Source organism: Archangium lipolyticum, assembly GCF_024623785.1.
GTDB lineage: Bacteria > Myxococcota > Myxococcia > Myxococcales > Myxococcaceae > Archangium > Archangium lipolyticum.
Map to the genome: position 1 here is coordinate 610,719 of NZ_JANKBZ010000002.1, position 25,431 is coordinate 636,149.

The following is a 25,431-nucleotide window of genomic DNA, read 5'->3' on the forward strand; positions in this document are numbered from 1 at the left end:
TCATTTTCGGGGGGCGGCTCAGCCCTCGGCGACGGCCTGCACGCTCGCGCGGTAGATGAAGATGCGCGAGGTGTTGGTGCGCGTGTCGGCGGGGATGACGAAGAAGCCCTGACCGGTGCCCTTGTAGTCGTGGGAGAAGCCGGCCACCTGGCGTCCGTCGGTGAAGGTGACGCGGATCTTCTGTCCGTCCGGCTGCGGCGGACGGCTGCCGGTGGCGAGCATGAAGAAGATGGCCTTCACGCGGGTGACGGGGATCCGCTCGGGAGCGAAGCCGGTCTGCTGCTCGAGCGGGATGACCTCGTCGAGCAGGTCCACGTCGCGGATGGCGCCGCGCTTCACCTGGCCCTCCACGGTGTGGATGATGACGCGGTGCTCGCCGTCGATGAACGCGTTGACGGGGGCGATGACGGCCGAGGCGGACGGAGTGGCCGACACGGCCGGTATGGATTGGAGCGTGGCACGCGGAGGCGGTGCGCCGGGCACGAGCACCGGAGCCGCGACCGCGGAGGGCTTCGCGGGAGCCTTCGGAGCCATCGCGGGAGCCGGAGGCGGCACGGGAGCCACCGGGGCCCTGGCCACGGGAGCCGGAGGCGGCACGGCCATCGCGGGCGGTTGCTCCACGATGTCCTCCGAGAGGTCGATCTCCGGCATCTCGGGCTCGGCCTCCATGATGGGCAGGTCGGCCTCGGGCGCCGCCAGATCGATCACCGGCATCTCGGGCTCGGCCTCCATGATGGGCAGGTCGGGCTCGGGGGCGGGCGGAGGCGTCGCCATCACCGGCATCTCGGGCTCGGCCTCCATGATGGGCAGGTCGGCCTCGGGGGCGGGCGCGTAGCTGGCCGTCTCCTCGACAGCCGTGGCGAGGCTGTCTCCCTGGCCCCAGGCGGGTGCCTGCTCCTGGCCGGACCAGTGGGCCTGCGGATCCGCCGATTCGTCCGCGGACCAGGAGCCACTCGTGCCGAACATGGACGCGTCACCGCCAGGGCTCATGGGCGCGGCGTCGTGGGCGGTCGCACCCCACTCACCCTGGCTCTCGGCCTGCTGCGTGTTCCATCCCGCCGCATCCGTGGCGGGCGCGCTCCAGGCCGTCTCCGCGGGCGCGCTGGCCCACTCGCCCTGGGGCGAGGTCTCGCCACCCTGAGCGGACCACTCGGGCGACGCGGCCGGAGCCGCGGACGACTCCGGCGTCCCCCACTCGGGCTGGACCTCCTCGACGGGCGAGCCCCACTCGGTCTGGGCCTCGACCGGAGCGTTCCAGTCGGGCTGCGGCTGCTCGGCGGCAGCGGCGTTCCAATCCTGCGTGGCGCCACCTGCGGCCCACTCGGGCTGGGGCTCGGCGACAGGCTGGGGCTCGGAGGTTGCCCACTCGGGCTGGGCCTCCATGAGGGGCTGCTCCTCGGCAGGCGTGGCCCACTCGGGCTGAGCCTCCATGAGGGGCTGCTCCTCGGCGGGCGTAGCCCACTCGGGCTGAGCCTCCATGAGGGGCTGCTCCTCGGCGGGCGCGGCCCACTCGGGCTGAGCCTCCATGAGAGGCTGCTCCTCGACAGGAGCGGCCCACTGGGGCTGAGCCTCGGCGACAGGCTGGGGCTCGGAGGTGGCCCACTCAGGCTGGGCCTCCATGAGGGGCTGCTCCTCGACAGGCGTGGCCCACTCGGGCTGAGCCTCGGCGACAGGCTGGGGCTCGGAGGTGGCCCACTCAGGCTGGGCCTCCATGAGCGGCTGCTCTTCGACAGGCGTGGCCCACTCGGGCTGAGCCTCGGCGACAGGCTGGGGCTCGGAGGTGGCCCACTCAGGCTGAGCCTCCATGAGCGGCTGCTCCTCGGCGGGCGCAGACCACTCGGGCTGGGGCTCGGCCGTGGCGGAGGGCTCGGAGGTGGCCCACTCAGGCTGAGCCTCCATGAGCGGCTGCTCCTCGGCGGGCGCAGACCACTCGGGCTGGGGCTCGGCCGTGGCGGAGGGCTCGGAGGTGGCCCATTCGGGCTGAGCCTCCATGAGCGGCTGCTCCTCGGTGGGAGTGGCCCACTCGGGCTGGGGCTCGGCCGTGGCGGAGGTCTCGGCGGTGGCCCACTCTGCCTGCACCTCGATGGGCGCCTGCTCCTCGGCGGGCGTGGCCCACTCAGGCTGGGGCTCGGCCGCGGCGGAGGGCTCGGAGGTGGCCCACTCGGGCTGGGCCTCCATGAGCGGCTGCTCCTCGACAGGAGCAGACCATTCAGGCTGGACCTCGGCGGTGGGCTGGGGCTCGGAGGTGGCCCACTCGGGCTGGGCCTCCATGAGGGGCTGCTCCTCGACGGGAGTGGCCCACTCGGGCTGGGGCTCGGAGGTGGCCCACTCGGCCTGCACCTCGATGGGAGCCTGCTCCTCGGCGGGAGTGGCCCACTCGGGCTGTGCCTCGGCGACGGGCTGGGACTCGGAGGTAGCCCACTCTGCCTGCACCTCGATGGGGGCCTGCTCCTCCATGGGAGCGGACCACTCAGACTGGGGCTCGGTGGCGGAGGGCTCGGAGGTGGCCCACTCGGCCTGCACCTCGATGGGGGCCTGCTCCTCCATGGGAGCGGACCACTCGGGCTGGGGCTCGGCGGTGGCTTCGGCGGTGGACCACTCGCCCTGCACCTCGATGGGCGCCTGCTCCTCGGCGGGCGTGGCCCACTCGGGCTGTGCCTCGATCGACGGCAGCTCGCCGCTCTCGCTCAAAGGTGTGCCGTATGCCGTGGTGTCCTCGGGCTGAGGCTCGGCGCTCTCTCCGGCACCCTCGCTCCCCGGCTGATGGCCCCAGGTGGAGCTGGCCGCCGCGAACTCCGGCGTGCTCATGTACTCCGCCGCGCTCTCCAGCTGGAGCCCCGTTCCGGTGCCCTCACCCTCGGCCGTGCTCCAGCTCGCGCTGGCCTCCGTCGCCTCGAGCGGCACGGCCTCGTCCGTCACGCCCGTGCCGGCCGCGTCCGCGTGACCCAGGAACTCGTTCGTGTTCGCGAGCGGCACGGGATCGCCCGGGTCGCCCGAGCCGCCCGAGCCGAACAGCGGCTCGCCCGAGTCCACCACCTCGTTGCGCTCCGCTGGCGCGCCCCACGCGGCGGGCTGCGCGGCCTCGGGATCGAACGAGTCGGTGACCTGGACGGTGTCCGCTTGCAGGTCGGGCGCGACCCTCACCGGATGCAGCGCCAGCGAGGGCACGTGCGCCTCGGACGGGAAGCCCGGAGCCGGCATCGGGGGCGTGCTCTCCGCGCCGAGGTCGACGACGTCGAAGGTGGGCTGCCCCACGCCATATTCTCCCGTGGCGGGAGACGCGTCCTCGTCGGTGGGGCTCGCCTCGAGCGCCGCCATGTCCTCGGAGGTCTGCCACGGCATCTCCATCGCCGGGGCCGCTTCCGCGGCGGGCTCGGGCGTGGCCTCGAGGTCGGAGACGTCGAACGTGGGAGTCTCGTCGGCCGCGCCGGGCGGGGGGTTCTCCGCCTGGACGTCGTTCACGTCCAGCGTGGACACGAGGGGGCGGGGTTCCGGGTACGCGGGCAGCGCGTACGACGCGGTGATCTCCATCCGGTAGCTCGGATCCTCGAGCAGGGCGAGGTCCGGATCGTCCGCGTGGGAGGACGTGGAGGCGCCCGGCTCCATGTCCACCGCGAGCGGCGCGGAGGCCCATTCGTCCGCGACAGGCGCCGAGGGCTCCTGGGCGAGTACCGGCTCGGGCGCGGAGATGGGCTCCGCGGTGAGCAGCGGCTCGGCCGGGAGCATGTCGGCCTCGGACTCGATCAGCTCGATGTCGGAGGCACTCACCTCGATGGTCCGGTTGGGCGTCAGTGGCACCTCGGCCACGGGCGGCTCGGAGGCGGGAGCGGGCTGCGCCAGGTCGGAGTTGAGCGAGGAGAAGTCATCCTCGCCCAGCTCGATGGGCCCCGAGGAATCCGCCGGAGGCGTGGCCGCGAGCACCGGCTGCCGCTGCGTGAGCGAGGCCGTCGAGGGAGCGGTGACGTCGTTCCAGTCGCTCATGTCGACCGACTCGGGAACGCTCTCGGGGATGGGGATGGCCTCGCTCACGGGCGAGACGTCGGTGTCGGACACCTCGAAGACGTCGTCGGTGGCGGGCTCCGCCGCGTCGAGTGGCTCGGGCTCCGGCTCCGGCTCGGAAGCGGTGGGCTCGAGGGGCTCCGGGGTGGGCTCGGGCTCGGCCCAGGGCGCCGGCTCGCTCAGCGCGGGGATGTCGAGGTTCTCGCTCTCGAGGCTGATCTTGACCGGATCCGGCATCGGATGCGGCTGCTGCGGCACGTACCCGGGCACCACCGGATGGGCGGCGGCCGGTGGCTGCGCGTAGCTGGGGGCGTCCTGCTGCGGCTCGGCCGGGTAGGGCTGACCCTGCGGGGACGCGTAGGGATCCTGGCCCTGGTGGGGGTCGTAGCCCTGGGCGGGGTAGGCGTACCACTGGCCATCGGCGCCGTAATAGCCCTGGGGCTGCGCGTAGGGATCCTGGCCCTGGTGGGGGTCGTAGCCCTGGGCGGGGTAGGCGTACCACTGGCCATCGGCGCCGTAGTAGCCCTGGGGCTGCTGGGCGTAGGCCTGGTTGGGATCGTAGGCCTGGTTGGGGTCGTAGGCCTGGTTGGGGTCGTAGGCCTGGTTGGGATCGTAGCCCGCGGGGTAGGCGTACCACTGGCCATCGGCGCCGTAGTAGCCCTGGGGCTGCTGGGCGTAGGCCTGGTTGGGGTCGTAGGCCTGATGGGGATCGTAACCCTGGTGGGGGTCGTAGCCCTGGGCGGGGTAGGCGTACCACTGGCCATCGGCGCCGTAGTAGCCCTGGGGCTGCTGCGCTGGGTCCATGGCCACGGCGGACTCCTGGGCAGGCGTTCCCTGGTCACCCAGGGACCCACGCAGCTCGTTCCAACGAGCTTCCTCCGCGGGGGAAATATTTCCCCGCGTCCGCTTCTCGTCCAGGAAGCGAAACTCCCTCATCGCCGCACGCGTGTCGGACATCCATCACCTCGCTGCGGGTCCTGGGCCGGAGCTTCAGCCGCAGCGCCTGAAGCCAAATAAAATTCCGCGCGAGTCTAGGAGACTCAGGAGGAGGGGTAAACTTCGCGGACGCGGATTCAGCCCGCCCGTTACCTCCGCGAGAGAGCGGCCTTCACGGCGGCCTCCAGTTCGGGGACCCCTCGGCCATAGCGCTGTTGGAGGGCCTGCTCGAAGGGGGTGCCCTGGCCTACCTCGCGGATGAGGCCGAGCAGCCGGGTGGGCCCTCCCTCGCCCAGCAGCTCCCGGACGGCCACGGCCGAGGTGCCATAGGCGAGGGCGGGGTCGCTCTGGTGGATGAGGGCCTGCCCGGCCATCTGGGACAGGCGGGGGAGCTGGCCGGACTGAGCCGCGGCGCGCAGGCGGGTGGCCAGCGCGTAGGGCGGCTTGTCGCTGCCCAGGTAGCGCCACTCGACGTACTCGGCCAGGCCCTCGTTGAGCCAGATGGGGACGTGCTGGCCGCCAGCGGCGGCGCGGACGAGGTCATCCACCACGGAGTGCACGTACTCGTGGACGAGGGTGGCCTTGGTCTGCTGGGTGAGCTCGGCGGCGTCGTTGATGCGGATGGCGCCATCCGAGTACAGCCCGGCCACGGCGCGAGCGAGGGCGGCGCCCTGGTGGGTGCGGAACTCCTCGCGGGTGTAGAGGATGACGTCGACGGGGGCCTCGCGCGCCTCGCCCAGCACCTGGCGCGTGTGGACGTAGGCCTCGTCGAGCGCGGAGACGATGCGGCCCTCGTACTCGGCGCGCTGGCCGAAGTCGCGCGCGTTGTTGAAGTACTTCACCACGAAGCGGTTGTTGGCGCGGGTGCGCATGCCGTCCTCGCCCATGCCGGACTCGTAGGCGAGGCCCGAGGAGCCCGAGGCCGGCTGGACGGAGCCCTTGCCGTCCTCGCCCGTGAAGCGGCGCTCGATGGCGAGGGCGGTGGCGCGTGACTGGTTCTCCTCGGCGGACTCACCGCGGGCCTTCTGCAGCAGGGCCCGGGCCTTGGCGGCCTCGGGCGAGCGTGGTGGCACCTTGCTCAGCGCGGCGATGGCGCCCTGGGGATCCTTGTCCTCCAGCATGAGCCGGCCCAGCTCCAGTCCGAAGTGGCCGTCCTTGGGGAAGCGCGTGAGTCCGCGGCGCAGGGCGTCCTCGGCGGCGCCGCGCTGGTCGGTGGCGAGCGCGGTGCGGGCCAGGCAGCGCAGCCCGGCGGCCGTCTCCTCGAAGAGCACGGCGCGCTCTCCGAGCGAGTACGCCATCACGGCGTCGGAGCCGGCGAGGGCCTCACAGCCCTTGAGGAGCGAGGAGGCGATGGTCCGGCGCTGGGGCGGTTCGTAGCCCTTGGGGTCCACGGAGGACCAGGCGAGGTACAGGTCTTCCCACGCGCGCTGGGTGGCGAGCTTCTGGGCCTGCGCGGGCGTCGGGGGAGGATTGGCGGAGAGCAGGGCGGCGAGGAGCAGGGCACGCATGGGGCGCAGTATGGCCGAGCCCCTGCCCCGGGACGAAGGGGGGCTTTCCGGAGGTAGAGTCCGGAGCGGACCGCCTCGGACCCTCTTTAAGGAGGCTCGCCATGTGTGTGCAGTCCCCAGGCCCTTGTCCTCGCGGGCGGGGATACCCCATTTCCGTGCTGCTCATGGTCGCCCTGATGGTGTTGCCCGGGTGTGCCACCGTTGAACCCAGGGCATCTCAGGGCTCGCCGTGGCCGTCCTTCACCGAAGTCGAGAGTAATGCCGATGGGGTCGGTGATGGGGAAGGTGACCTTGACCTGGACGAGAACGTCCCCGCGTTGGCGGGGAGCGTACCCAGAGCCCCGTTTCGTGCTCCCACGCGCCACCCGGCGGGTGGGGACGAGCCGTTGGAGGACTGGGGCGAGGGCTGGGCGGGGTGGCCCGACGGCGTAGGCGATGGCCGCCCTCACACCGTGCCCATGAGCGTGGACTACTTCCAGGGCTTCCTCGCGCACGTGGGTGTGCCCGCTGACGCACTGCCCGAGGATGGGCGCACCCTCTCCCCCGAGCAGGCCTTGCAACTGCTGCCGCACCTGCTCTCCACGCCGGTGACCCTGGGCAACTTCGCCCAGCGGCGCATGGCGGCCTGGCTGTTGCTGGAGGTGGCCACGGGTGAGCGGCCCGTGTCGCGCCAGGAACTGCACGCGCGCATGGACCGCTTCCACCGGCTGCTGGTGCTGCGGCCGGACGGCTACCTGGTGCTGGCAGTCACGGGCGAGGCCAGACAGAAGGTGGGCGAGGTGACGGTGGCCCAGGACGGCACGCTGCGCGCCGGCCGCTACGAGTTGGGCCCCTTCTACGCCATCGAGGACAGACGCCTGTGGCCGGTGGATGCGGCGCTGGAAGTACCACGGGGGGCACTACCCCTCGGTGCCTACGAGCCGGATGACGGCGTGCTGCTGCCCGCGTTGGAGGGGGCGGCCCTGGCGCTGGCGGACACGGTGGAGGGGCTCTACCGCGTCATCTTCCACCCCATCGAGACCGCGGAGGGTCTCGCCCAACTCCCGGGCGCGGTGCGCCAGTTGGTGCGCAACGCCCCCGAATATTGGGAGTCATTCCGGCACAAGCCCTCCGGCGAGCAGGTGCGGGGCGTGTCGCGCCTGGTCACCGGCGTGGTGCTGATGGTGGGCACCGCCGGGGAAGGCGCGGTACAGGCCGCCACGTGGGGGAGCAGGATGGGACGGCTCGCCGTGCCCGTTTTCTCGCTGACGGGAGATGGCGTGCTGGCGCTGCGGCTGGTGGCGGTGCCCGGCCGTGCCATCGCCGTGGCGGGTCAGGCGCTCAGCGCCACGTACGTGCTGCACATGGCCAGCGTGGGCGTGGCCGTGGCGGGTGGTAGTACCTGGACGCCGCCTGTGGGTGGACCGGGCCAGTGGGTGCCCAAGAACGAGCGTATGTCGGCCCGCTCACGCAAGTTCCAGAACAAGATAACGAGGGCGCCCGCAGGCTGGGTCTACCGCGTGCTCTTCGGTGGCGAGAGGGCGGACTTCGATGGCTTCGACGAGGGCATCCTGCTGGAGAGCAAGGGCCTCGGCTACGACAAGCACTTCGATGTGAACCTCGACCCCAAGCCTTATTTCAAGGGAGTCGATCGGCTCGTCAGACAGGCCGCACGGCAACTCCGGGTCGCCAACGGTACGCCCATCCGCTGGCATGTGGCGGAGCCCAGGATGGTTGCCATCCTGAGAAAGCTGTTCAAGGACGCGGAGATCAAGGGCATTGACGTGGTTCATACTCCGCCGTAGCCCTGAGCCATGTCACAGGTCATGGAGAGCTACTACGCTGCCGTCTATTGGGGCTGCCGCGTGGAGTCCGCTGAGGAGTGTGCACGGCGCGCGGAGACTTTCTTCCGCCTCCTTTCACAGTGCGATCCGGGCTACACCCGTTGGTTCGAGAAGGCCGACTCGCGCAAGAAGGCGCTGCAACTCCAGTTCGAGCCCACCGCCGAAACGTTCGTGCGCTTCTTCAAGCGGAGGGGCTACAAGCTCGGAAACGTCGGGTTCATCTTTGGAGCCTGGACGGGACATGAGGGCCGGGAGCGTGGAGGCATGACCAACTTCATCTGTGGTTCCGATGGAAGGGGCGCTCCGAACAGCTGCTTCCTCTATCTCCCTCGAGAGCAGCCAGGTGCGGAGCGAGTGCTCACCGCTCCCATGCTGACGGAGGTGATGCGCTCCATGGTGTTGGCCTGGGAACCGGACTGGGGAGTTGTCTCCTCCAGCGACTTCCGGGACAGCATGTCGCCGGAAGGAAATGCCGGCACGTTCGTGGGGTGGATGACGTACTTCTCGAGCCACCGCGGAGAAGTGCCACCCTTGCCGGAACCGGTGCGCGTGGAGCCGGTGGGAGAGAGTGGCTCGCTCGTTCAGCTCTCCCCCGAGCGCATCAGTGCCGCCAACCCCGAACACGTGAGCCTGGCCCGTCGCGTCCAGGATGTGCTGCTCTCAAAGGGCCTGCTCGAACCGATTTCGAGAGCCCCGGCGGGCTGATCAGGTCTCTTCCGCCACCTGCCAGCCGTTCTGGGACAGGCTGGCCATCAGCTCCTGGATCTGCCCGCGGCCGCGCGTCTCCAGCGTCACCTCGACCGCCACCTCGCCCAGGCCCGCCCGGGAGAAGGCACGGTTGTGGTAGATCTCCACCACGTTGGCGCCCTGCTGGGCGATCTCCGCGGTGAGCCGCGCGAGCATCCCCGGCCGGTCCGGCATGCGCACCACCAGCCGCACCAGTCGCCCGTCCTTCACCAGGCCACGCTCGATGATGCGGCTGACGAGGTTGACGTCGATGTTGCCGCCGGACAGGAGCAGCACCACCTTGCGGCCGCGCGCCGCGGGAATCTTCCCGTTGAGGAGCGCCGCCAGGCTCACCGCGCCCGCGCCCTCCACCACCGACTTCTCGCGCTCGAGCAGCAGGAGGATGGCGTTGGCGATCTCCTCCTCGTCCACCGTGACGATGTCGTCCACGTAGCGGCGGATCATCTCGAAGGTGTAGTCACCGGGGCGCCTCACCGCGATGCCGTCCGCGATGGTGGTGCCAGCGGGCAGCTCCACCAGCTTCCCCGCGTCCACCGAGGCCTTCATGCTCGCGATGGCCGAGGCCTGCACGCCGATGACCTTGATGCGCGGGTTGGTCTCCTTGAGCGCGCACGCCACGCCGGAGATGAGCCCGCCACCGCCGATGGGCACCACCACCATGTCCATGTACGGAATCTGCTCGAGCAGCTCCAGGCCGATGGTGCCCTGGCCCGCGATGACGAGCGGATCATTGAAGGGGTGGACGAAGACGCGGTTCTCGCGGTCCTGGATGCGCAGGGCCTCGGCATAGGCCTCGTCGAAGTTGGTGCCGTGCAGCACCACCCGGGCGCCGTAGGCGCGCGTGCGCGCGGCCTTGATGAGCGGGGTGCGCTCCGGCATGACGATGGTGGTGTTCACCCCCTGGCGGCCCGAGTGGTAGGCGAGCCCCTGTGCGTGGTTGCCCGCCGAGGCGGCGATGACACCGCGGGCCCGCTCATCCGGCGTGAGGGTGAGCAGCTTGTTGAGGGCGCCTCGCTCCTTGAAGGCGCCGGTGCGCTGCAGGTTCTCCAGCTTGCAGTACAGCGAGGAGCAGTCCGTGATGTCCTTGAACTGCTCCGACCTGGTGCAGGGCGAGCGGTAGACGGCTTCACCGATGCGCTGCTGGGCGTCTTCGATTTGCTGGAGCGTGACCATGAGCTTGTGTCGCGCCTGATAACCGATGAGGTGCCCGGGCGAAAGAGGAGGGGACTGCGGGCCTGCGTCTGTCCGCCTGCCCGTCAAATACCTCTCAGTACCGTGGCCTTGCCCACCCGGCCGATGGCCAGGATGAATGCCGCGGTGCGCAACGTCACCTTGCGCGAGCGCGCCAGCTGGGCCACCCGGTCGTAGGCCTCCTTCATCGTCTTCTCCAGCTCCGCGTTCACCCGGTCCTCCTCCCAGGTGAGGTGCTGGAGATTCTGCACCCACTCGTAGTAGCTGACGGTCACTCCTCCCGCGTTGGCGAGGATGTCCGGTACCACCAGCACACCGCGCTTCTCGAGCAGCTCGTCGGCCTCGGGGTCCATGGGGCCGTTGGCGCCCTCGATGACGAGCCGGGCGCGCACCGCGTTGGCGTTGTTGCGGTGCAAAGCATTGCCGAGCGCCGCGGGGATGAGGACGTCACAGTCGGCGGCGAGCACGTCCTCGTTGGTGCAGGCCTGGCCGCCGCTGAAGCCGGTGACGGTGCCGGTGCGCTTCACGTGCTCGAAGAGGCCGGGGACGTCCAGGCCCTGGGGGTTGAACACGCCGCCGTACACGTCCGACACGGCCACCACCACGCCACCGTCCTGCCACAAGAGCTGCGCGGTGTGGCTGCCCACGTTGCCGAAGCCCTGGATGGCGAAGCGCGTGCCCTTCATGGGCAGGCCCGTGTCGCGGAGGATCTCGCGGGTGATGTAGAGCAGCCCGCGCCCGGTGGCCGAGTCTCGGCCCTTGGAGCCGTACAGCTCCGGGGGCTTGCCGGTGACGACGGCCGGCGAGTGCCCGTGGTAGCGCGAGTACTGGTCCATGATCCACGCCATCACCTGGGGGTTGGTGTTGACGTCGGGGGCGGCGATGTCGCGGGTGGGACCGATGACGTCTTGAATCTGGTCCACGTACTTGCGGGTGAGACGCTCGATCTCCTTGAAGGAGAGCTGGGTGGGGTCCACCGCGATGCCGCCCTTGGCGCCGCCGTAGGGCAGGTTCACCACGGCCGTCTTCCACGTCATCAGCGAGGCGAGCGCCACGCACTCCTCCTGGGTGATGGAGGGGTGGTAGCGCAGGCCGCCCTTCATGGGGCCGCGGCTGTTGTCGTGCTGGATGCGGTAGCCGTGGAAGGTGCGGATCTCCCCGTTGTCGAGCTCGATGGAGACCTGGACCTTCACCTCGCGGAGAGGGGTGGCGAGCAGGGTCTCGATGCGCTCACCCACGTCCATGATGCGCGCGGCCTTGCGGAAGTAATGGTGGATGCTGTCGACGGCGTGCATGGCCGGGATGCTCTCCTGGACGCGAGACCTTAACAGACTGGGTGCGCTAGCATGGGTTCTCGATGCGCTCCAGTTCCCCGTCAGCCCAGGATGCGAGCGGGCACCTGCAAGGGCTCGCGAAGCGCATCCGTGCCCTGAGGGAGCGGCGGGGGCTGACCCAGGAGGACTTCGCCGCGCGCAGTGGCATCTCGGTGAGCTTCGCGTCGCTGCTGGAGCGAGGGGAGCGCAGCCCCAGCTACGAGACGCTGGTGCAGGTAGCGGGGGCGCTCCAGGTGCCGTTGGCGGAGCTCTTCCGGGTGGAGGAGGACGAGGAAGCGGGGGCTCACCGGCTGGTGGAGCTCGTGCGAGCGCACCACCTGACGCGGGCGGAGGTGGACCGGCTGCTGGCGGTGGCGGAGGCGATGTTCACCGGACGAGCGCCCGGAGAGCGGCCCATGGAGGAGGCGCCGCGCTGCAAGGAGCCGGACTGCGGGAAGCCGGTCCTGGCGAAGGAACTCTGTGTCGCGCACTACCACCGGGCACGCCGGGCGAAGCCGGCGAAACCCTCACCCTGACCCTCGGGTTTCGACCCTCTCCCTCTGGGAGAGGGCCGGGGTGAGGGTATTCGACCCCGTGCTCCCCGGCTGGGTGCCATACCCGCCGGCTTACCGGCGCCGGGCCCGCTCCAGCTTCAGCGTCTTCTCGCCGTGCTGCTTGCCGTTGAGGGCCTCGAAGGCGGGCACGTCCTCGTCGGCGATGAAGACGTACGCGTAGGTGGGCTTGAGCTCCACGCGCTGCACCTTGCCCGCCGGGGCGCCCAGTCCCTCCAGGGCGCTGGTGAGGGCGGCCTCATCCAGCCCGTCGGAGCGGCCCAGACCGACCCACAGGCGCGCCTGGCCGGGCACCTCGGGCGTGGACTCCTGGCGCTCGGGGCGGGGCGGGCGCTCGCGGAAGCCGCGGGGCTTGTGCCGATCCACCTTCAGGGCCTTCTCGCCGTGCTGCTTGCCGTCGAGTGCCTCGAAGGCCTGCGCCTCCTCCTCGGGCACGTAGGCGTAGCCGTAGTGGGGGCGGAGCACCGCCTTGTTCACCTTGCCCGCGGGGGCGCCAGCGGCCTCCAGGGCGGCGATGAACTTCGCCTCGTCGAGGCCGTCGTCCATGCCCAGGTTGAACTTCAGCTTCACCTCGCCGGGGCCGGCGTCGGGCGAGGGAGGCGGCCGGTTGGGGTCTCGCTCGCCCCGGGGCCGGCTCTTCTCCACCTTCAGCGCCTTGTCCTTGTACGGCTTGCCGGTGAGGGCCTCGAAGGCGGCCAGGTCCTCCTGGGCGATGAAGACATAGGCGAAGCCCGGCTTGAGATCGGCCCGCACCACCTTGTTGGCGGGGGCGCCGGCCTCCTCCAGGGCGGTGACGATGCTGCCGGGGCCCAGGCCGTCATCGGTGCCCAGGTTGACCCACAGCTTCACCTCGCCAGGGGCGGCCTCCTGCGCCGCGGGGCCACGCTCGCCGCGCTCCCGGCGGCGCCTGTCGCCACGCTCCCCGCGCTCGCCACGCTCACGCGACTCGCCGGACGGCTCCGCGCGGCCCTCCCGGCGCTCCTCGCGGCGGGGCTTGTCCCTGTCCCGCTCCCTGTCGCGAGGACGCTCGCCGCGCTCGCGCTCCTTGCGGCGGCCCTCGGGCTTGCCGCGCTCCTGCTGCGGCTCGCGCTCGGTCTCTCCGGCGGCCTGGGCCTTCTCCATGCGCAGGTGGCTGAAGAAGTACTTGAGCAGGAAGGCGACGAGGTCATCCGCGTCCGCCCGTCCCTTGATCTGGGCGGCCAGGGGGAGGAAGCCCTCGAAGATGGAGCCGGAGGCGGCCTCGCGGATTTCGCGCACGTGGCGCTCGGCCCACAGGCGCATGGCCTCCTCGGGGGCGGGCATCTCGCGCTTCTCGAACTTGATGCCGAACTTCTTCTCCAGCACGGAGTAGGTGGCCAGCTCGCGGCCGGAGAAGAGGTTGATGGCGGTGCCCTTGTTGCCGATGCGGCCGGTGCGGCCCACCCGGTGCAGGTAGACGGCCGGGTCCTCGGGCAGCGAGTAGTTGATGACGTACTCGAGGCCGGAGATGTCGATGCCGCGCGCCGCGATGTCCGTGGCGACCATGAAGGCCACCTCGCCGCGCTTCACCTTGCCCATCACCCGCTCGCGCTCCTTCTGCGGCAGGTCGCCGTTGAGCAGGTCCGCGTCGAAGCCGTTGCGGTTGAGCACCGCCGTCACCAGCGCCGTGTCATCCCGCGTGTTGCAGAAGATGATGGCGTTGTGCGGCTCCTCCGCCTCCAGCACGTAGATGAGGTTGCGCGGCTTGGGGAAGGCGTCCGACACGTCGTAGCGGATGTGGTGGATGTGCTCGACGGTGAAGACGTCGCCGGAGAGCAGCAGCGTCTCGGCGTTGGTGGTGTAGCGGGCAATCAGGTTCTGGATGTCCGTGGGCACCGTGGCGCTGAAGAGCAGCACCTGCCGGTCCTTGGGAAGCCGGTCGAGGATGCGCGTCACTTCCTCGTAGAAGCCCTGGTTGAGCATCTCGTCGGCTTCGTCGAGCACCGCGTGGGAGCAGGCCTCGAGCTTGAGGTTGCCGCGGTTGATGTGGTCGAACACGCGGCCGGGGGTGCCGACGATGATCTGCGTGCCCTCCTCGAGCGCGTCCTCCTGCTGCTTCATGGAGGCGCCGCCGTAGATGGCCGCGACCTTGACGCCCTTGTGCTTGCCCAGGGCGGAGAGCTCCTCGGACACCTGGAGGGCCAGCTCGCGGGTGGGGCAGAGGATGAGGGCGCGCACGCGCTTGTCCTCGGCGGAAATCTTCTCGAGCAGGGGCAGGCCGAAGGCGGCCGTCTTGCCCGTGCCCGTCTTGCTACGGACAATGAGATCCCTCCCCTCCATGACGGGCCGGAAGGCCTTGGCCTGGACGGGGGTAGGGTGGGTGTAACCGCGCTCCGTGATGCCGCGCCGTAGGGGCTCGGAGAGGTTCAGGTCATCGAAGCTGACGTCCGCGACGTACTCGGCGGGGCGGGTCGGGGCTTCGGCAGTGGTTTCCGGCTGCTCCGGAGGTTGAATGTCGCTCATCAAGGCAGGGGCATAACCCCTGCATTACCCTCTGGCAACAATCGGCTCACTTTGCATAAGGAACTCCCCATGGCGAATGGGAGGAAGAAAACGGGAGGTACGGCAACCCGGACCCGGGCGAAGCGTCCGGCCGCGGCCCCGCCCCCCGAGGAAGCAGAGGTCGTGGAGGCGGAATCCTCCGAGCCGGAACCGGACGCCCTGGAGCCGGCCCCCGAGGAGCTGGAGGAGGTGGAGGCCGAGGTGGAGGAGGTCCCCCAGGTGCCCGCCAGGGCCCTGGTGAAGGCCAGCGAGACGGGGCTGGCCCGGGCCGACCCCCTCCAGGCGTACATGGCCGAGGTGACGCGCCACCCGCTGCTCACCCGGGAGGAGGAGACGGCGCTCGCCCGGCGCTACCGGGACACGGGTGACGTGCAGGCGGCCTACCGGCTGGTGGCGGCCAACCTGCGACTGGTGGTGAAGCTGGCCCACGAGTACCACCGCAACCCGCTGTCCCTGCTGGACCTGGTGCAGGAGGGCAACATCGGGCTGATGCAGGCGGTGAAGAAGTACGATCCGGAGCGGGGGGTGAAGCTCAGCTCCTACGCCGCATGGTGGATACGCGCCTACATCCTGCGTTACATCATGGACAACTGGAAGATGGTGAAGCTGGGGACGACGGAGGCCCAGCGGAAGCTCTTCTTCAAGTTGCGTCAGGAGCAGGACAAGTTGATGGCGCAGGGCTTCGAGGTGACGCCGAAGATGCTGGCCGAGCGCCTCAACGTCACCGAGCAGGACGTGGTGGAGATGGACCAGCGGCTGGGTCACGACGAGATGTCGTTGGACGCGCCGGTGGGGGGAGAGGACTCGTCGGCGACGCGGATGGACCGTTTCCTGCCGTCGGCGGCGCAGGGGGCCGATGAGCGGCTGGGCAACGAGCAGCTCAAGGCGCTCTTCCGGGAGAAGCTGGGGGAGTTCGCGAAGTCGTTGGAGGGCAAGGAGCGGTTCATCTTCGAGAACCGGCTCATCGCGGACGAGCCGCTGACGCTTCAGGACATCGGTGACAAGTACGGGGTGAGTCGCGAGCGGGCGAGGCAGATAGAGGCCGCGCTCATCAACCGGATGCGCGACTACATGCGCGAGCACATTCCGGACTTCGATCTGGTGGCGGTGCCGAAGGGATGAAGTGGGTGGGGAGGTGGGGGCGCGGACCCTCACCCCTCCCGGCGGGCCACGTGGAGCAGCCACGAGACGTATTGGCTGAGCGGGGTCCGCTCGGGGGCGAGGTCGTTGGCGCCCTGCCACTCGAAGCCGAAGAACCCGCGCTGCTGCTCCCCGTTGTCACGCATGAAGAGACGGGGGCGCGAGCCCGCTGGCAGCGGGTCGAGGTGCGAGGGCGTGTCGTTCAACTCCAGCGCGTTCTTCAATCGCAGCCAGCGCTCCTTGAGCGGGGGATGGCTGGAATAGAGATAGACGCGAAGGACACCATTGTGGAGCGCGTCGACGCCGATGTACTGCCTCGTGCCGATGCGCACGGTCCGGTAGGGCGTGTCGCCGCCGGTTTTCGCTCCTGGAGCGGCGCCGGGCCGCAGGAGCCCCTCCGTCCATGTCAGGAACGTTTCGCGATCCATGAGCTCCCTCTGGGCTCGGTCCACCTCATGACTTTGGAGGTGATGATGAAAAACGGGAATATACTACTTCCGGAGTTCACCGATTGCCACAAGGGAGTGTCTGGGTGGGAGCTCCTGGCCAGGCGGTCCCGCTACCGTGCCGGGTCGCGCCGGTGGCGGCCCCGGAAGTGCCGGTCGAGGTAGTCCTCCACCTCGGGCCCACGCGCCTCGCCCGTGGCGGCGAGCAGCGCATGGGCTCCATCCACCACCGAGAGCGCCTCCTCGAGGGACACCTCGCCCTCGGAGAGCGCGGAGAAGAGCTGGCAGTGGTAGCGGCGGCAGCCCTCGGGGCGCTCGGCGTAGGCGGTGCACCGTCGCCCATCCAGCGCGGCGCAGCGCTGCGGGAGCACGGACCTTCCATCCTCTCGCTCCCTCACCGGCAGGCCGAGGGCCTTCAACGGGGCGACCTCGCCCGGCCGGAGTGGCACGTGGGTGAAGAGCGTGCCGTCGCAGCACAGGCCACAGCGCAGGCAGAGCGTGGAGAGGGGCATGGGGGCGCGTCGACTCCGGGGAGCGGGGAGCCCCCTTGCTAGTGGTGGACGACCCGCCGGGCAAGGGCCGCGCCGTACGCCCTATTTCTTGTAGTCGCGGAATGTCGCGACCTCCTCCATCCGGGCGTCGGCATAACCCCAGTGCTCGACGTCCACATTGTACTGCCCCTTGGCGATCAACATTCCCCGGCAGAGCTTCTTCTTCTCGGGCTCGTTGTGCTGGTTGCGGGCGCGCTCGAGCAGCTCGTCCCAGACCCAGCGGGGCACGTGGTCGCGCTGGCCCGGGTAGCTGAAGCGGTAGAAGGTCAGGTGGGCCAGGAGCACCTCCCAATGCGGGTCGAACCGCATCATCAGGTGCTTCCAATCCATCTGCTTGCCGCGGGCGAGGATGAGGTGGTTGATGTCCGTGCCGTCGAAGCGCTCGCGCTCACAGACGAACGCCTTGGACCAGATGATGTCCTCGGGCGGTGCCACGAGGATGGGCAGCCCGTGGATGACGCCCGGGTGGGCGGCGTCGATCCAATGGTCGTCCACGATGGCGACGCCGTTGCCCGAGCTGAAGATGAGGTCGGCGAAGTACTCGTCATTGGCGTAGGCCTTCGCGATCCACACCGGATCATGCATCTTCGTCTGGAAGCCCATGCTCCCCAGGGCTTCCATCGCGCGCTCCACGTGCTCGCGCTTGAGGAAGAGGTCCAGATCCTTCGTGTCGCGGTAGATGCCCGTGTACAGGTGGAGCGCGTAGGCGCCCGCCACCACGAAGGGAATCTCCGCGTTCTTGAGCGTGCTCAGCGCCAGCAGGTGCGCGCCCCGCTCGATGGGGGGACGCTGATCCGCCTGCATGGGAGGTGGCGCCTTGCTCGGCCTGCTCTCCTGCTCGTGAGCTGCCTGCTTGCTGTCCTGCGTGTGCGGCAGCTTGTCGGTCTCTTGAACATTCATGGCACGCCCTCGGTGTCCTGCCAGGGAGGTTAGGTTCGGGGGCAGCCGGGGGGCAGGTCAGCGGACGGTGCACCAGCCCGGTCGGCTGCTTCCCAGACGAGGAGGGACGTCAGCTCGGGTTTGCCCAGAGGGCCGTTCCCGGCTCCGTTCCATTCACCTGCCGCTCCGCATGGCGGTAGGCGCGAGCCTTGGAGGGAGCATCGACCTTCATCCGCTCTCCACGAGGGCCATGGAGCTCCAGATGATAGCGCTCTTCCCGTTGCCCCTCGTTCGCGATGCTCCAGCCGGCCTGCTTGATGTGTTTCTTGCACACGCGCTCTCGTCCTCGCATGTCGACCCCCTTCCTTTCCTTCGCGGCCGCAGGGCGCGGCCATCGTCACGAAGATTCAGGATCTGTCCGCCCGAGCGCGGTTGCATGCCCTCGCCGGAGGCTCCGGGCTCGTATGCTCGTCCCCCGGCCCGGCGGAGGGCACGGCCCTGGCCGCCAGCCCCCTGCGAGGCTTCTGGGGGGAGCGCCTTCCGGAGTGTCAGCCGGGCCCCCCGGCGTGGAACCCACCCTGGCACGCCGGGCCGAGGCGGTCCCATGGTGAGGCCAGAGGGTTCGACACCATGGCACTCCCCAAGCACGTAGACGAAGCTGCTGACCGGCTGCACGAGGCCTTCGCACGAATCGAGGCGGCCCGTGCCGCGCCCACGAGCACGGAGAGCCTCCGCGAGTGGCTGACCGCGCTCACCGACTACGCCCAGGCCCTGATGGACCTGCACGAGTTCACCAACGAGTCGGTTCACGAGAAGCTGCACGTCCTGGCGGGGCAGCTCAACCTCCGGGGCTTCCCGGAGGATGCCGTCCGGGACCTCGAGCCAGCGCAACCTCCAGGGCAATGACAGGGCAATGACTCACGCCCCGCGGCGTGCCGGGATGCCGCCGAACGGCCAGCGGAAGCCCGGCTGCTGGAGGACGTCCGGTGCCTTGCGTCCCCGCCAGGCCAGGGACTCGCCGGGGCGGAGCAGCAGCGCCTGGGGCCCGTGCCCCACCTGCCGGCGCACCTGCTTCAGGCGCTCGGGGTACGGATCCGCGTCTGGGTTCTCGTCCAGGGTGCTGGCGCCACTCACCGGCTCGCCGGGGTAGCCCGGGTAGCGTGGGCCCATGCCCTCGCGCCAGTACCAGGGGGCACCGCCGTCGGCGCAGGGCACCACGTAGCGCGCGCCGAGCAGCTCGCCATAGCGCAGGGCCTCCTCCGGCCCGGCCATGAGCTGCTGCGGCGTGGCGAGCGCGTCCAGGGGCACGTCGACCAGGTAGGCGTCCAGGGTGGTGTAGCCGAAGAAGAGCGGCTTGAGCCGGAAGCCCCGCACGCCACAGAAGAGCACGTCCACCGGTGCCTCCTCGCGCAGCGCGCGGCACACGCCGTCCATGTCTCCGCGCACGTCGTGCCCGGCATCGGCGAAGAAGGCCGCCGAGAAGTCCGGCGTGCGCACCAGCCAGGTGTTCCCCTCGTTGAAGAGGCCCGGGTAGAGGCCCTCGCCGTCGGTGGGCTGCTCGCCGTGGAAGGGCAGGGCGCGCACGGTGATGTCGCCCACCCGCCGCTCCTCGCCCCAGCGCAGGGGCTCGACGCGGGTGTACCCGAGCTGCTTCAGCCGCAGCACGCAGTCGGTGGAGAAGAGGCTCTCGCGCTCCACCGCGGGCACGAAGATGCGTGTGTCTCGCGGGAGCTGGAGCAGCGAGCCCAGGTGGAAGTGGTCCCCGTGCGAGTGGGTGATGACCACCGCGTCCACCGGGCCGAGGTCCCTCGGCTGCATCGGCTGGTAGTCCGGCCGGTCGAGCCCGCTGGCGGGGCGGAAGTACGGGTCCACCAGGACGCGGGCCTGGGCGCTCGCCACCAGCACGGTGTTGTGGCCGACGAAGAGGGCCCCCGGGGTGGGCACCTCCACCGGACCCTCGTGGCGGACCAGCCAGCCCACGCTCGACATGTCCGCGAGCAGCTCGCCCACCGCGGGCTCCAGGGCGAGGGCCCGCAGCTCGGCCCGGGTGGCTCCGCGCGCCAGGGAGGCGAAGAGCTCGGCGAGGGCCGGCCACTCGCGGGCCTTCACGGGAAAGTCGAGCCCCCGCTCCTCCTGGCGCAGGTGGAGGACGCGTGGCTTGTGCTTCGCCGCGTCGGGGAAGAGCACCTCGTGACGCAGCGGGTAGCGCCCGCCCCTGCGCCGGTTGCCGTCACGCAGCGCGGCATAGCGCGGGGTCTCCTCCAGCCAGCGCACCAGGGACTTCGCCTCGCGCAGGGCGCGCTCCGGCCCCAGCTCCGCGAGCCGCTGTTTCAGGGGCACATGGGCCTGTCTCACGGGCCGGGCGGTGGGGCCCTGGATGCTGCACCCCAGGTCCTCATGGTGCTCCGCCTCGGTACGGGCCGAGGCGAGGACGGCGAGGCTGACGCCACGGTGGAGGGTGAGCCGCATGCCGGGAGCAGCTACCAACCCCCGGGGGAAGTGGCCAGCGCATTCGCTGACCGGCTTGCCAGCACGCGCCCTTTCCGCTGATGTTCCCGCGTCCATCGGGATTGTGGGCCGGAGTACCGGGCTGACTCCCGTGGAGCGCGACTTCCCGAACAGTGTGGAGGGGGACATGAACGACTTTTCCAGGACGGTTTTCGTCATCGCCGTGGGGTGCATCCTGCTCGGCTCGGCGGGTGAGGCGGGTGCGCAGCCCTCGAGCCCCTACCGGCAGTACAGCGGCAGCATGTTCGTCAACGGCAACCTCAAGCTCTTCTTCCGCAAGCAGTGGTGGGCTCACGATCTGCGGGAGCAGGCGAGGAACACGGCTGGGGGGCGCCAGGCCGTCGTGGGCACGGAGGAGGCTTCCAGCATCCTGCAGGTGAAGCTGCCGCTCGCGGTGTCGTCGTTCCGCTCGGTGGGTGGGCCCATCGTGCCCCGCCGGCTGGCCGCGGGCCTCCAGGACATCGACGAGGCGCACCGTCAGTCGCTCGAGACCGCCTTCGCCGGGCTGCTGAAGGGTTATGACCAGCACCTGGATCGGAACGACGAGCAGCGGTTGAAGAACAACCTCGCCGGGGCCTTCAACTTCCTCTTCGCGTCGGCCTACCAGGCGCTCAAGAACCAGGAGCTGAACGGCGAGCAGCGGGAGAGCATGCTGGAGCAGCTCAACGAGGGCATCGCCCTGGCGCTCAAGGAGCGGCGGCTGTCCGACCGCGACAAGCAGGAGATGTACGAGTCGGTGGTGCTCGCGGGCTCCATCGTCCGCGGGCTCTACACCGAGGGGCGCGACAAGGGGCGCCCGGACCAGCTGAAGCTGGCGCGGGAGCTGAGCAAGGACCTGCTGGAGCAGGCGATGGGCCTCACCCTGGACAAGGTGCACGTCGAGGGCGACGGCGTGAGGCTCGACTGATGCGCGGTGGGCGTGCGTAGCCTGGGAGGCAACGACCTCCGTCAACGGGTGTTGCCTGCCGGGCTACGCGTGCTCATACCCGAGGTGTGTGAGAATCTTTTTACGATTCACTCCCTGGCGTACCGCCCGCCGACTGTGATTGCCTTTGGGTGAGCCGTGAAGGCTTCCGTCCCGCCAGAGGGGCGGGCGGTTCTCGAGGGGGAAGCACGTATGAAGAGCATGAAGGTATTGGCATGGCTGGCTTGCGGGCTGGGGGCCGTGGCGTGCGGTGGTTCCGAGCGGGATGCGGAGTCCTCGTCGCTGTCGCGGCCGAAGCCCGATGCGCGGGAGGCGGTCCGGGCCGGCAAGCTGGTGGTGAATCCGCAGCTCCAGCAGGTGCCGGCGCGTGACAAGTCGGCGCTGGCCTTCGACATCCAGGCGTTCGGGTTCGTCTTCGTGTGCGAGCGGGTGGACGGCCAGGACTACTGCGAGGACGTCCGCGACTACCCCGACACCTACTACAACTGGAACGGGACGGTGGGCGTGTGGACGTACGAGTACGGCACCGCGAGCACCTACTTCTCCACCTTCGCGAACTCGGCCGTGTACCAGGACGAGACCAAGCCCCTGTACGACACCAACAACATGATGGTGGGCCTGTGGCGCCACTACACGCTGCAGAACGTGACCAGCGGGAGCTTTGTCTCGCAGGTCACTTCGGCCTTCAACAACCAGAACTGGTCGGACACGCTCTACATCTACTGAGCGCGGACGCGCCGGGGGGCGGGTGGAACGAGCCCGCCCCTCGGGGTGCGCTTCAGCGCCAGGGGCGCGAGATGACGCAGGCGTTGATGCCGCCCACGCCCATGGAGAGCTTGCCGGCGCAGCCCTGGGGCGCGGCCACCGCCTTGTCGAAGACGTAGCGGCTGTGCAGTTGGCCAAGTCCCTTGTTGAGCTCCGCCTCGGCCAGCGGGGTGGGGAACACCTGGCCCCGGGCATAGCCGAGGTACTGGGCCGTCAGCTCCCAGCCGCCACCGGCGCCCATGCCGTGGCCGAAGGTGCCCTTGCGCGCCGTCACCAGCACCGTCTCGGGCAGCACCGCGCGCAGCGTCTCCATCTCCAGGACGTCGCCCGGGGTGGCGGTGGCGTGCAGGTCCCAACTGCCCACCTCGGCCGGCGTGATGCCCGCGGACTGCAGGGCCTCGTGGATGGCCACGGAGGGGCCCTCCTTCGAGGGCGTGATGATGTGGTCCGCGTCCGCGGTGACGCCCACGGTGACGGGCTCCATGCCCAGCGGCTTGAAGCCCTTGGCGGTGAAGTGCTCCAGGTCACCGAGGATCCACACCACCGAGCCGCCGGCCACGTGCGTGCCGCGCAGCTGCGTCAGCGGCTTGGACACCGCGCCGTCCGCGCTCACCACGCGCGCGTTGTAGAAGCCACCCACCGTGAGCTCGTGCGGGGGCGGATCCGTCATCCCCATCACCACCGCCTTGGCATCACCCCGGCGGATGGCATCCAGCGCCAGCTTCAGCCCGTAGCCGAACGAGGAGCACGCGGCCACCGGCGCGAACGTCATGCCGGTGAGCTTGCCCATCATCGAAATCTGCGAGGCGGGGGTGTTGTGGATGTTCCAGAGGATCTCCGCCGGCACCGCGTTCCAGGGCGGCTCGGGTGCGCCCCACTTCTTCTGCAGACGCTGGTTGCGCGTCCGCTTCTCCTTGATGACGGCCAGCTTGGCGGCCTCCACGTTGCCACCCTCGACGCCCAGGCCCTCGATCTCCTTCTGCTCGGCGAGGTACTCGCGCAGCTCGGGGGACTTGCCGGCCCAGAAGTGCCACCAGGCCTCCTCGGCCACGTCGCGCTCGAGCTCCTCCACCGTGGAGGGCTCGGGAGGCATGCCCGGCAGAGGCTCGCGCGTCTCCTGCCAGCGGCGCAGGGCGCTGTTGCGCTCGGGCGAGGCCCAGAACCGGTCCCACCGCCGCTGGGCGCGGTGCAGGCCCAGGGTGATGTCGTGGATGGTCGGCAGATCTCCCAGCCCGGTGCCCACGTACACGTGCGCGCGAGGCCCCAGCCCCTGCAGCTCCTGCTCGAGCCCCGGGTTCTGGCCCAGCGCCTGGATGAAGGAGCCGATGGCCATCTTCGTGGGCATGCCCATCTTCTTCTCGAGCTGGGCGAAGCGCGTGGCGGGGAAGCGCGCGTCGATCCACGGCTTGTACTCCGTGAAATCGAAGTCCGGCTGGCCCACCAGGAAGTTGTTGGGACCGAAGCCCTCGAAGGGGGAGAGCCAGCTCTCCGCCGATGCCAGGTTCCGCTCGAAGGCCTCGATGTTCCGCGAGCGGGGAGCGACCACTCCCCAGCCAAAGATTCCGACTCTGCGCACGTTGGTACCCCTGACCTCTGATGATCCGCCGCTGGTCATGTCCCGACTCACAGCGGCTGGATCTTCAGGTTGTCGAAGAAGAGCTGGGCCTCCCAGCTGGAGAACCCCAGGCGATCATGCCCCCTTCCCTCGAGGGGAATGGGGTCATCGAACTCCATGAACGGCTTGCCGTCGATGGTCCAGCGTAGCAGCGAGCCCCTGCGCTCGATACGCCAGTGATAGGTGCGGCCGATCTCCACCGGGTAGGGCCGGGCCTCCACGCGCATGTGCGTGTCCTCGCGGAAGACGCCCGTCTCCACCAGGCCCTCGCCCTTGCCGCCATTCTTCTCGGCCACGCGCCGGGCCTGCCGCTGGAGCGCCTCCAGCGGGGTGCCGTGCTCGTCCAGCCGGGCGATGATGGACAGCGAGTTGTTCCACCCGCCATGGATGAACACGTACCCGGACGCGTGGTCCGTGCCGTCGCCGAAGACCTCCACCTTGATGTCGCCCTCGGGAGACTCGGAGCGGACGTCGAACTCGATGGCCACGTCGCGCGGCAGCTTCGCCTGGAGCCACAGCGGGTTGTTCTTCACGCCGGGTGACAGCAGCTGCCCGTCCACCACGCGCCAGTGGCCGCCAGTGGAGAAGAAGTCGCGCTGCACCACGCCCGGATCCGAGAAGTCCTGCTGGTAGGGAACGGTGGTGGTGGTGTCCGCCTCGCCCCGGAAGAGGGCGTAGTGGATGAGCGGGAACTGGATGAAGAGGAGGACGGCGGCGAGCACCGCCCAACCCCGGCGCGACAGCCCCTCGGGCTTCTTCCAGGGCACGGGGGAACCGGCGTCCGCGCCCGCGGCGGGAGCGCCCTCCGCATCGGGGCGCGGTGGCTCCTTCGCCTCCGGGTTCTTCTCCTTGCGCTTGGCCTGGCCCATCGGTGTCGCTCGTCCCCCGAGGGGGGGTGCAGGGGGGCGCGGACTCTACGCGCGGCCCCGGTTGGAGGTAAAGGTCGCTCCGAGGTGCCTACTCGCCACCCCGGGAGGCGCTCCAGCGCTTCTCCAGGGCCTTCTGCTCGGCCTTGCGCATCTTCAACCGCTGGCGCTCGGCGTTCTGCCGCTCGACCTCCTCGGGAGAGGGCCGCACGGCGATCTGGTAGACACTGCCGGCCAGGGCGAAGAGCCCCGCGGCGATGATGAGGCCCCAGGGCTGGCTGGCCATGGCGGTGACGAGCCCGCCGAACTGGTGCAGGGCGGCCAGCGCGCCGATGACGAGCATCCACGCCCCCAGCATGGAGGCCAGGATGGCGGACACCTGCCGGTTGAGCACCGCGGCGACGAGGCCTCCGAGGATGAGGCCCGGCGCGAAGCCGACGAGGTAGTCCTTGGGCCCGGCGATCTCCCCTCCGAGCAGCCCCACGGGGATGCCCACGCCGAGGTAGACGACGGCGGGAGGGAAGAGGAACCCCACCATGGCGAGCACCGCGGCGGCGGCGGTGGGCAGGCGCGGGTCGGTGCCGGTGACGCCGAACTTCGCGAGCAGCACGCCCGTCCAGCCCAGGCCGATGAGCGCGCCCATGGGACCGGCCAGCACGCGGAAGAAGCGCCCGCCGCCGAAGAGCAGCAGCAGGAGCCCCAGCACGCAACACACGATGCCGGCCCACATGGGGAGGAGCCGGTAGATGGCCACCCAGCCGGAGGGATTGAAGGTCTGATAGGCCTTGAGGGCCGCGAGGTAGGCGTCCAAGACGGTGTCCTAGGAACGCGTGGCGGCGAGCACCACGAGCAGCACGAGGATGAAGGCGCCCAGGGCCGCGAAGCCGTAGAGGGCGGGAGGCGTGGTGGAGCGGCGCAGCAGCTCCTCGGCCTGGAGCTTGTCGTCCGGCTCGGGATTGTCCGCCAGGATGCGCTCGGCCTCGCGGCGCGCGGCCACCACATCCCCCGAGTCCTTGAGCTTCCATGCCGCCTGCATCCGGGGGGAGGCAGGGTCTTTCGGCGTCTGTCCGCCTTTCGCCATGGGGGACCTCTATAGCGGGGAATGCAAGGGCGCGTCGACGGTATAT

21 protein-coding genes are annotated in these 25,431 nt (G+C 70.1%); 7 read left to right on the forward strand and 14 right to left on the reverse strand.

Going from position 1 to position 25,431, the window contains the following annotated elements; all coding sequences use genetic code 11:
* Nucleotides 1-18 precede the first annotated feature (18 nt).
* On the reverse strand, nucleotides 19-4,956 hold the full coding sequence (locus NR810_RS52030) for a DUF6982 domain-containing protein (protein WP_306817896.1): 4,938 nt from the start codon (nucleotides 4,954-4,956) through the stop codon (nucleotides 19-21).
* 128 nt (nucleotides 4,957-5,084) lie between these two features.
* Nucleotides 5,085-6,443 (reverse strand): peptidase MA family metallohydrolase, encoded by a 1,359-nt coding sequence (locus NR810_RS06200; RefSeq protein WP_257448909.1) that lies wholly within the window; start codon nucleotides 6,441-6,443, stop codon nucleotides 5,085-5,087.
* 458 nt (nucleotides 6,444-6,901) lie between these two features.
* Here NR810_RS06200 and NR810_RS06205 point away from each other — a divergent pair, with 458 nt between their 5' ends.
* Complete coding sequence (locus NR810_RS06205; RefSeq protein WP_257449320.1) at nucleotides 6,902-8,227, forward strand: restriction endonuclease fold toxin 5 domain-containing protein; 1,326 nt, start codon at nucleotides 6,902-6,904, stop codon at nucleotides 8,225-8,227.
* A gap of 9 nt (nucleotides 8,228-8,236) precedes the next feature.
* A complete protein-coding gene (locus tag NR810_RS06210) occupies nucleotides 8,237-8,971 on the forward strand; it encodes an immunity 52 family protein (protein ID WP_257448911.1) in 735 nt (244 codons plus the stop codon).
* Here NR810_RS06210 and NR810_RS06215 read toward each other — a convergent pair whose 3' ends face one another.
* A complete protein-coding gene (locus NR810_RS06215) occupies nucleotides 8,972-10,213 on the reverse strand; it encodes a threonine ammonia-lyase (RefSeq protein ID WP_257449322.1) in 1,242 nt (413 codons plus the stop codon).
* A gap of 56 nt (nucleotides 10,214-10,269) precedes the next feature.
* Complete coding sequence (locus NR810_RS06220; RefSeq protein WP_257448913.1) at nucleotides 10,270-11,499, reverse strand: Glu/Leu/Phe/Val family dehydrogenase; 1,230 nt, start codon at nucleotides 11,497-11,499, stop codon at nucleotides 10,270-10,272.
* A gap of 62 nt (nucleotides 11,500-11,561) precedes the next feature.
* On the opposite strand from NR810_RS06220, the gene NR810_RS06225 reads away from it, so the two are divergent.
* Nucleotides 11,562-12,053, forward strand: a complete 492-nt coding sequence (locus NR810_RS06225; protein WP_257448915.1) for a helix-turn-helix domain-containing protein — start codon at nucleotides 11,562-11,564, stop codon at nucleotides 12,051-12,053.
* A gap of 90 nt (nucleotides 12,054-12,143) precedes the next feature.
* On the opposite strand, the gene NR810_RS06230 is transcribed toward NR810_RS06225, so the two are convergent.
* The gene (locus tag NR810_RS06230) at nucleotides 12,144-14,570 is read right to left on the reverse strand and encodes a DEAD/DEAH box helicase (protein WP_257448917.1); all 2,427 of its coding nucleotides are present in this window, start codon (nucleotides 14,568-14,570) and stop codon (nucleotides 12,144-12,146) included.
* Nucleotides 14,571-14,639: 69 nt separating this feature from the next.
* Here NR810_RS06230 and NR810_RS06235 point away from each other — a divergent pair, with 69 nt between their 5' ends.
* Entirely contained in the window at nucleotides 14,640-15,731 is a 1,092-nt protein-coding gene (locus tag NR810_RS06235; protein WP_257448919.1) for a sigma-70 family RNA polymerase sigma factor, read from the forward strand.
* Nucleotides 15,732-15,760: 29 nt separating this feature from the next.
* On the opposite strand, the gene NR810_RS06240 is transcribed toward NR810_RS06235, so the two are convergent.
* From NR810_RS06240 to NR810_RS06255, 4 genes are all read right to left on the reverse strand, one after another.
* The gene (locus tag NR810_RS06240; protein WP_257448921.1) at nucleotides 15,761-16,177 is read right to left on the reverse strand and encodes a hypothetical protein; all 417 of its coding nucleotides are present in this window, start codon (nucleotides 16,175-16,177) and stop codon (nucleotides 15,761-15,763) included.
* Nucleotides 16,178-16,308: 131 nt separating this feature from the next.
* Nucleotides 16,309-16,707: a YkgJ family cysteine cluster protein gene (locus tag NR810_RS06245; protein ID WP_257448923.1), complete on the reverse strand. Its 399-nt coding sequence runs from the start codon at nucleotides 16,705-16,707 to the stop codon at nucleotides 16,309-16,311.
* A gap of 81 nt (nucleotides 16,708-16,788) precedes the next feature.
* Nucleotides 16,789-17,646, reverse strand: coding sequence for a nucleotidyltransferase (locus tag NR810_RS06250; protein WP_257448925.1), 858 nt, complete (start codon nucleotides 17,644-17,646; stop codon nucleotides 16,789-16,791).
* A gap of 109 nt (nucleotides 17,647-17,755) precedes the next feature.
* Entirely contained in the window at nucleotides 17,756-17,977 is a 222-nt protein-coding gene (locus tag NR810_RS06255; RefSeq protein WP_257448927.1) for a hypothetical protein, read from the reverse strand.
* Nucleotides 17,978-18,255: 278 nt separating this feature from the next.
* On the opposite strand from NR810_RS06255, the gene NR810_RS06260 reads away from it, so the two are divergent.
* Complete coding sequence (locus NR810_RS06260) at nucleotides 18,256-18,531, forward strand: hypothetical protein (RefSeq protein WP_257448929.1); 276 nt, start codon at nucleotides 18,256-18,258, stop codon at nucleotides 18,529-18,531.
* 12 nt (nucleotides 18,532-18,543) lie between these two features.
* Here NR810_RS06260 and NR810_RS06265 read toward each other — a convergent pair whose 3' ends face one another.
* Nucleotides 18,544-20,094 carry an MBL fold metallo-hydrolase gene (locus tag NR810_RS06265; RefSeq protein ID WP_257448931.1) on the reverse strand — a complete coding sequence of 517 codons (1,551 nt, stop codon included), beginning with the start codon at nucleotides 20,092-20,094 and terminating at the stop codon, nucleotides 18,544-18,546.
* Between the two features lie 166 nt (nucleotides 20,095-20,260).
* Between NR810_RS06265 and NR810_RS06270 the strand changes: the two genes are divergently transcribed.
* Complete coding sequence (locus tag NR810_RS06270) at nucleotides 20,261-21,040, forward strand: DUF6683 family protein (protein WP_257448933.1); 780 nt, start codon at nucleotides 20,261-20,263, stop codon at nucleotides 21,038-21,040.
* Between the two features lie 210 nt (nucleotides 21,041-21,250).
* Nucleotides 21,251-21,784, forward strand: coding sequence for a hypothetical protein (locus tag NR810_RS06275; protein ID WP_257448935.1), 534 nt, complete (start codon nucleotides 21,251-21,253; stop codon nucleotides 21,782-21,784).
* Between the two features lie 52 nt (nucleotides 21,785-21,836).
* On the opposite strand, the gene NR810_RS06280 is transcribed toward NR810_RS06275, so the two are convergent.
* From NR810_RS06280 to NR810_RS06295, 4 genes are all read right to left on the reverse strand, one after another.
* Nucleotides 21,837-23,399 carry a beta-ketoacyl synthase N-terminal-like domain-containing protein gene (locus tag NR810_RS06280; RefSeq protein ID WP_257448937.1) on the reverse strand — a complete coding sequence of 521 codons (1,563 nt, stop codon included), beginning with the start codon at nucleotides 23,397-23,399 and terminating at the stop codon, nucleotides 21,837-21,839.
* Between the two features lie 47 nt (nucleotides 23,400-23,446).
* Nucleotides 23,447-24,307: a hypothetical protein gene (locus NR810_RS06285; protein WP_257448940.1), complete on the reverse strand. Its 861-nt coding sequence runs from the start codon at nucleotides 24,305-24,307 to the stop codon at nucleotides 23,447-23,449.
* A gap of 88 nt (nucleotides 24,308-24,395) precedes the next feature.
* Nucleotides 24,396-25,115: a hypothetical protein gene (locus NR810_RS06290; RefSeq protein WP_257448942.1), complete on the reverse strand. Its 720-nt coding sequence runs from the start codon at nucleotides 25,113-25,115 to the stop codon at nucleotides 24,396-24,398.
* A 9-nt stretch (nucleotides 25,116-25,124) separates the two neighbouring features.
* Nucleotides 25,125-25,385, reverse strand: a complete 261-nt coding sequence (locus tag NR810_RS06295) for a molecular chaperone DnaJ (protein WP_257448944.1) — start codon at nucleotides 25,383-25,385, stop codon at nucleotides 25,125-25,127.
* Nucleotides 25,386-25,431: the final 46 nt, after the last annotated feature.

Bases quoted from the DNA above. Each gene is read 5' to 3' on its own strand.
- NR810_RS06220 (WP_257448913.1), bottom strand. From the start codon at position 11,499: ATGCACGCCGTCGACAGCATCCACCATTACTTCCGCAAGGCCGCGCGC.
- NR810_RS06205 (WP_257449320.1), top strand. From the start codon at position 6,902: ATGAGCGTGGACTACTTCCAGGGCTTCCTCGCGCACGTGGGTGTGCCC.
- NR810_RS06295 (WP_257448944.1), bottom strand. From the start codon at position 25,385: ATGGCGAAAGGCGGACAGACGCCGAAAGACCCTGCCTCCCCCCGGATG.
- NR810_RS06250 (WP_257448925.1), bottom strand. From the start codon at position 17,646: ATGAATGTTCAAGAGACCGACAAGCTGCCGCACACGCAGGACAGCAAG.
- NR810_RS06265 (WP_257448931.1), bottom strand. From the start codon at position 20,094: ATGCGGCTCACCCTCCACCGTGGCGTCAGCCTCGCCGTCCTCGCCTCG.
- NR810_RS06270 (WP_257448933.1), top strand. From the start codon at position 20,261: ATGAACGACTTTTCCAGGACGGTTTTCGTCATCGCCGTGGGGTGCATC.
- NR810_RS52030 (WP_306817896.1), bottom strand. From the start codon at position 4,956: ATGTCCGACACGCGTGCGGCGATGAGGGAGTTTCGCTTCCTGGACGAG.
- NR810_RS06275 (WP_257448935.1), top strand. From the start codon at position 21,251: ATGAAGAGCATGAAGGTATTGGCATGGCTGGCTTGCGGGCTGGGGGCC.
- NR810_RS06285 (WP_257448940.1), bottom strand. From the start codon at position 24,307: ATGGGCCAGGCCAAGCGCAAGGAGAAGAACCCGGAGGCGAAGGAGCCA.
- NR810_RS06210 (WP_257448911.1), top strand. From the start codon at position 8,237: ATGTCACAGGTCATGGAGAGCTACTACGCTGCCGTCTATTGGGGCTGC.
- NR810_RS06260 (WP_257448929.1), top strand. From the start codon at position 18,256: ATGGCACTCCCCAAGCACGTAGACGAAGCTGCTGACCGGCTGCACGAG.
- NR810_RS06230 (WP_257448917.1), bottom strand. From the start codon at position 14,570: ATGAGCGACATTCAACCTCCGGAGCAGCCGGAAACCACTGCCGAAGCC.
- NR810_RS06255 (WP_257448927.1), bottom strand. From the start codon at position 17,977: ATGCGAGGACGAGAGCGCGTGTGCAAGAAACACATCAAGCAGGCCGGC.
- NR810_RS06240 (WP_257448921.1), bottom strand. From the start codon at position 16,177: ATGGATCGCGAAACGTTCCTGACATGGACGGAGGGGCTCCTGCGGCCC.
- NR810_RS06225 (WP_257448915.1), top strand. From the start codon at position 11,562: ATGCGCTCCAGTTCCCCGTCAGCCCAGGATGCGAGCGGGCACCTGCAA.
- NR810_RS06245 (WP_257448923.1), bottom strand. From the start codon at position 16,707: ATGCCCCTCTCCACGCTCTGCCTGCGCTGTGGCCTGTGCTGCGACGGC.
- NR810_RS06200 (WP_257448909.1), bottom strand. From the start codon at position 6,443: ATGCGTGCCCTGCTCCTCGCCGCCCTGCTCTCCGCCAATCCTCCCCCG.
- NR810_RS06235 (WP_257448919.1), top strand. From the start codon at position 14,640: ATGGCGAATGGGAGGAAGAAAACGGGAGGTACGGCAACCCGGACCCGG.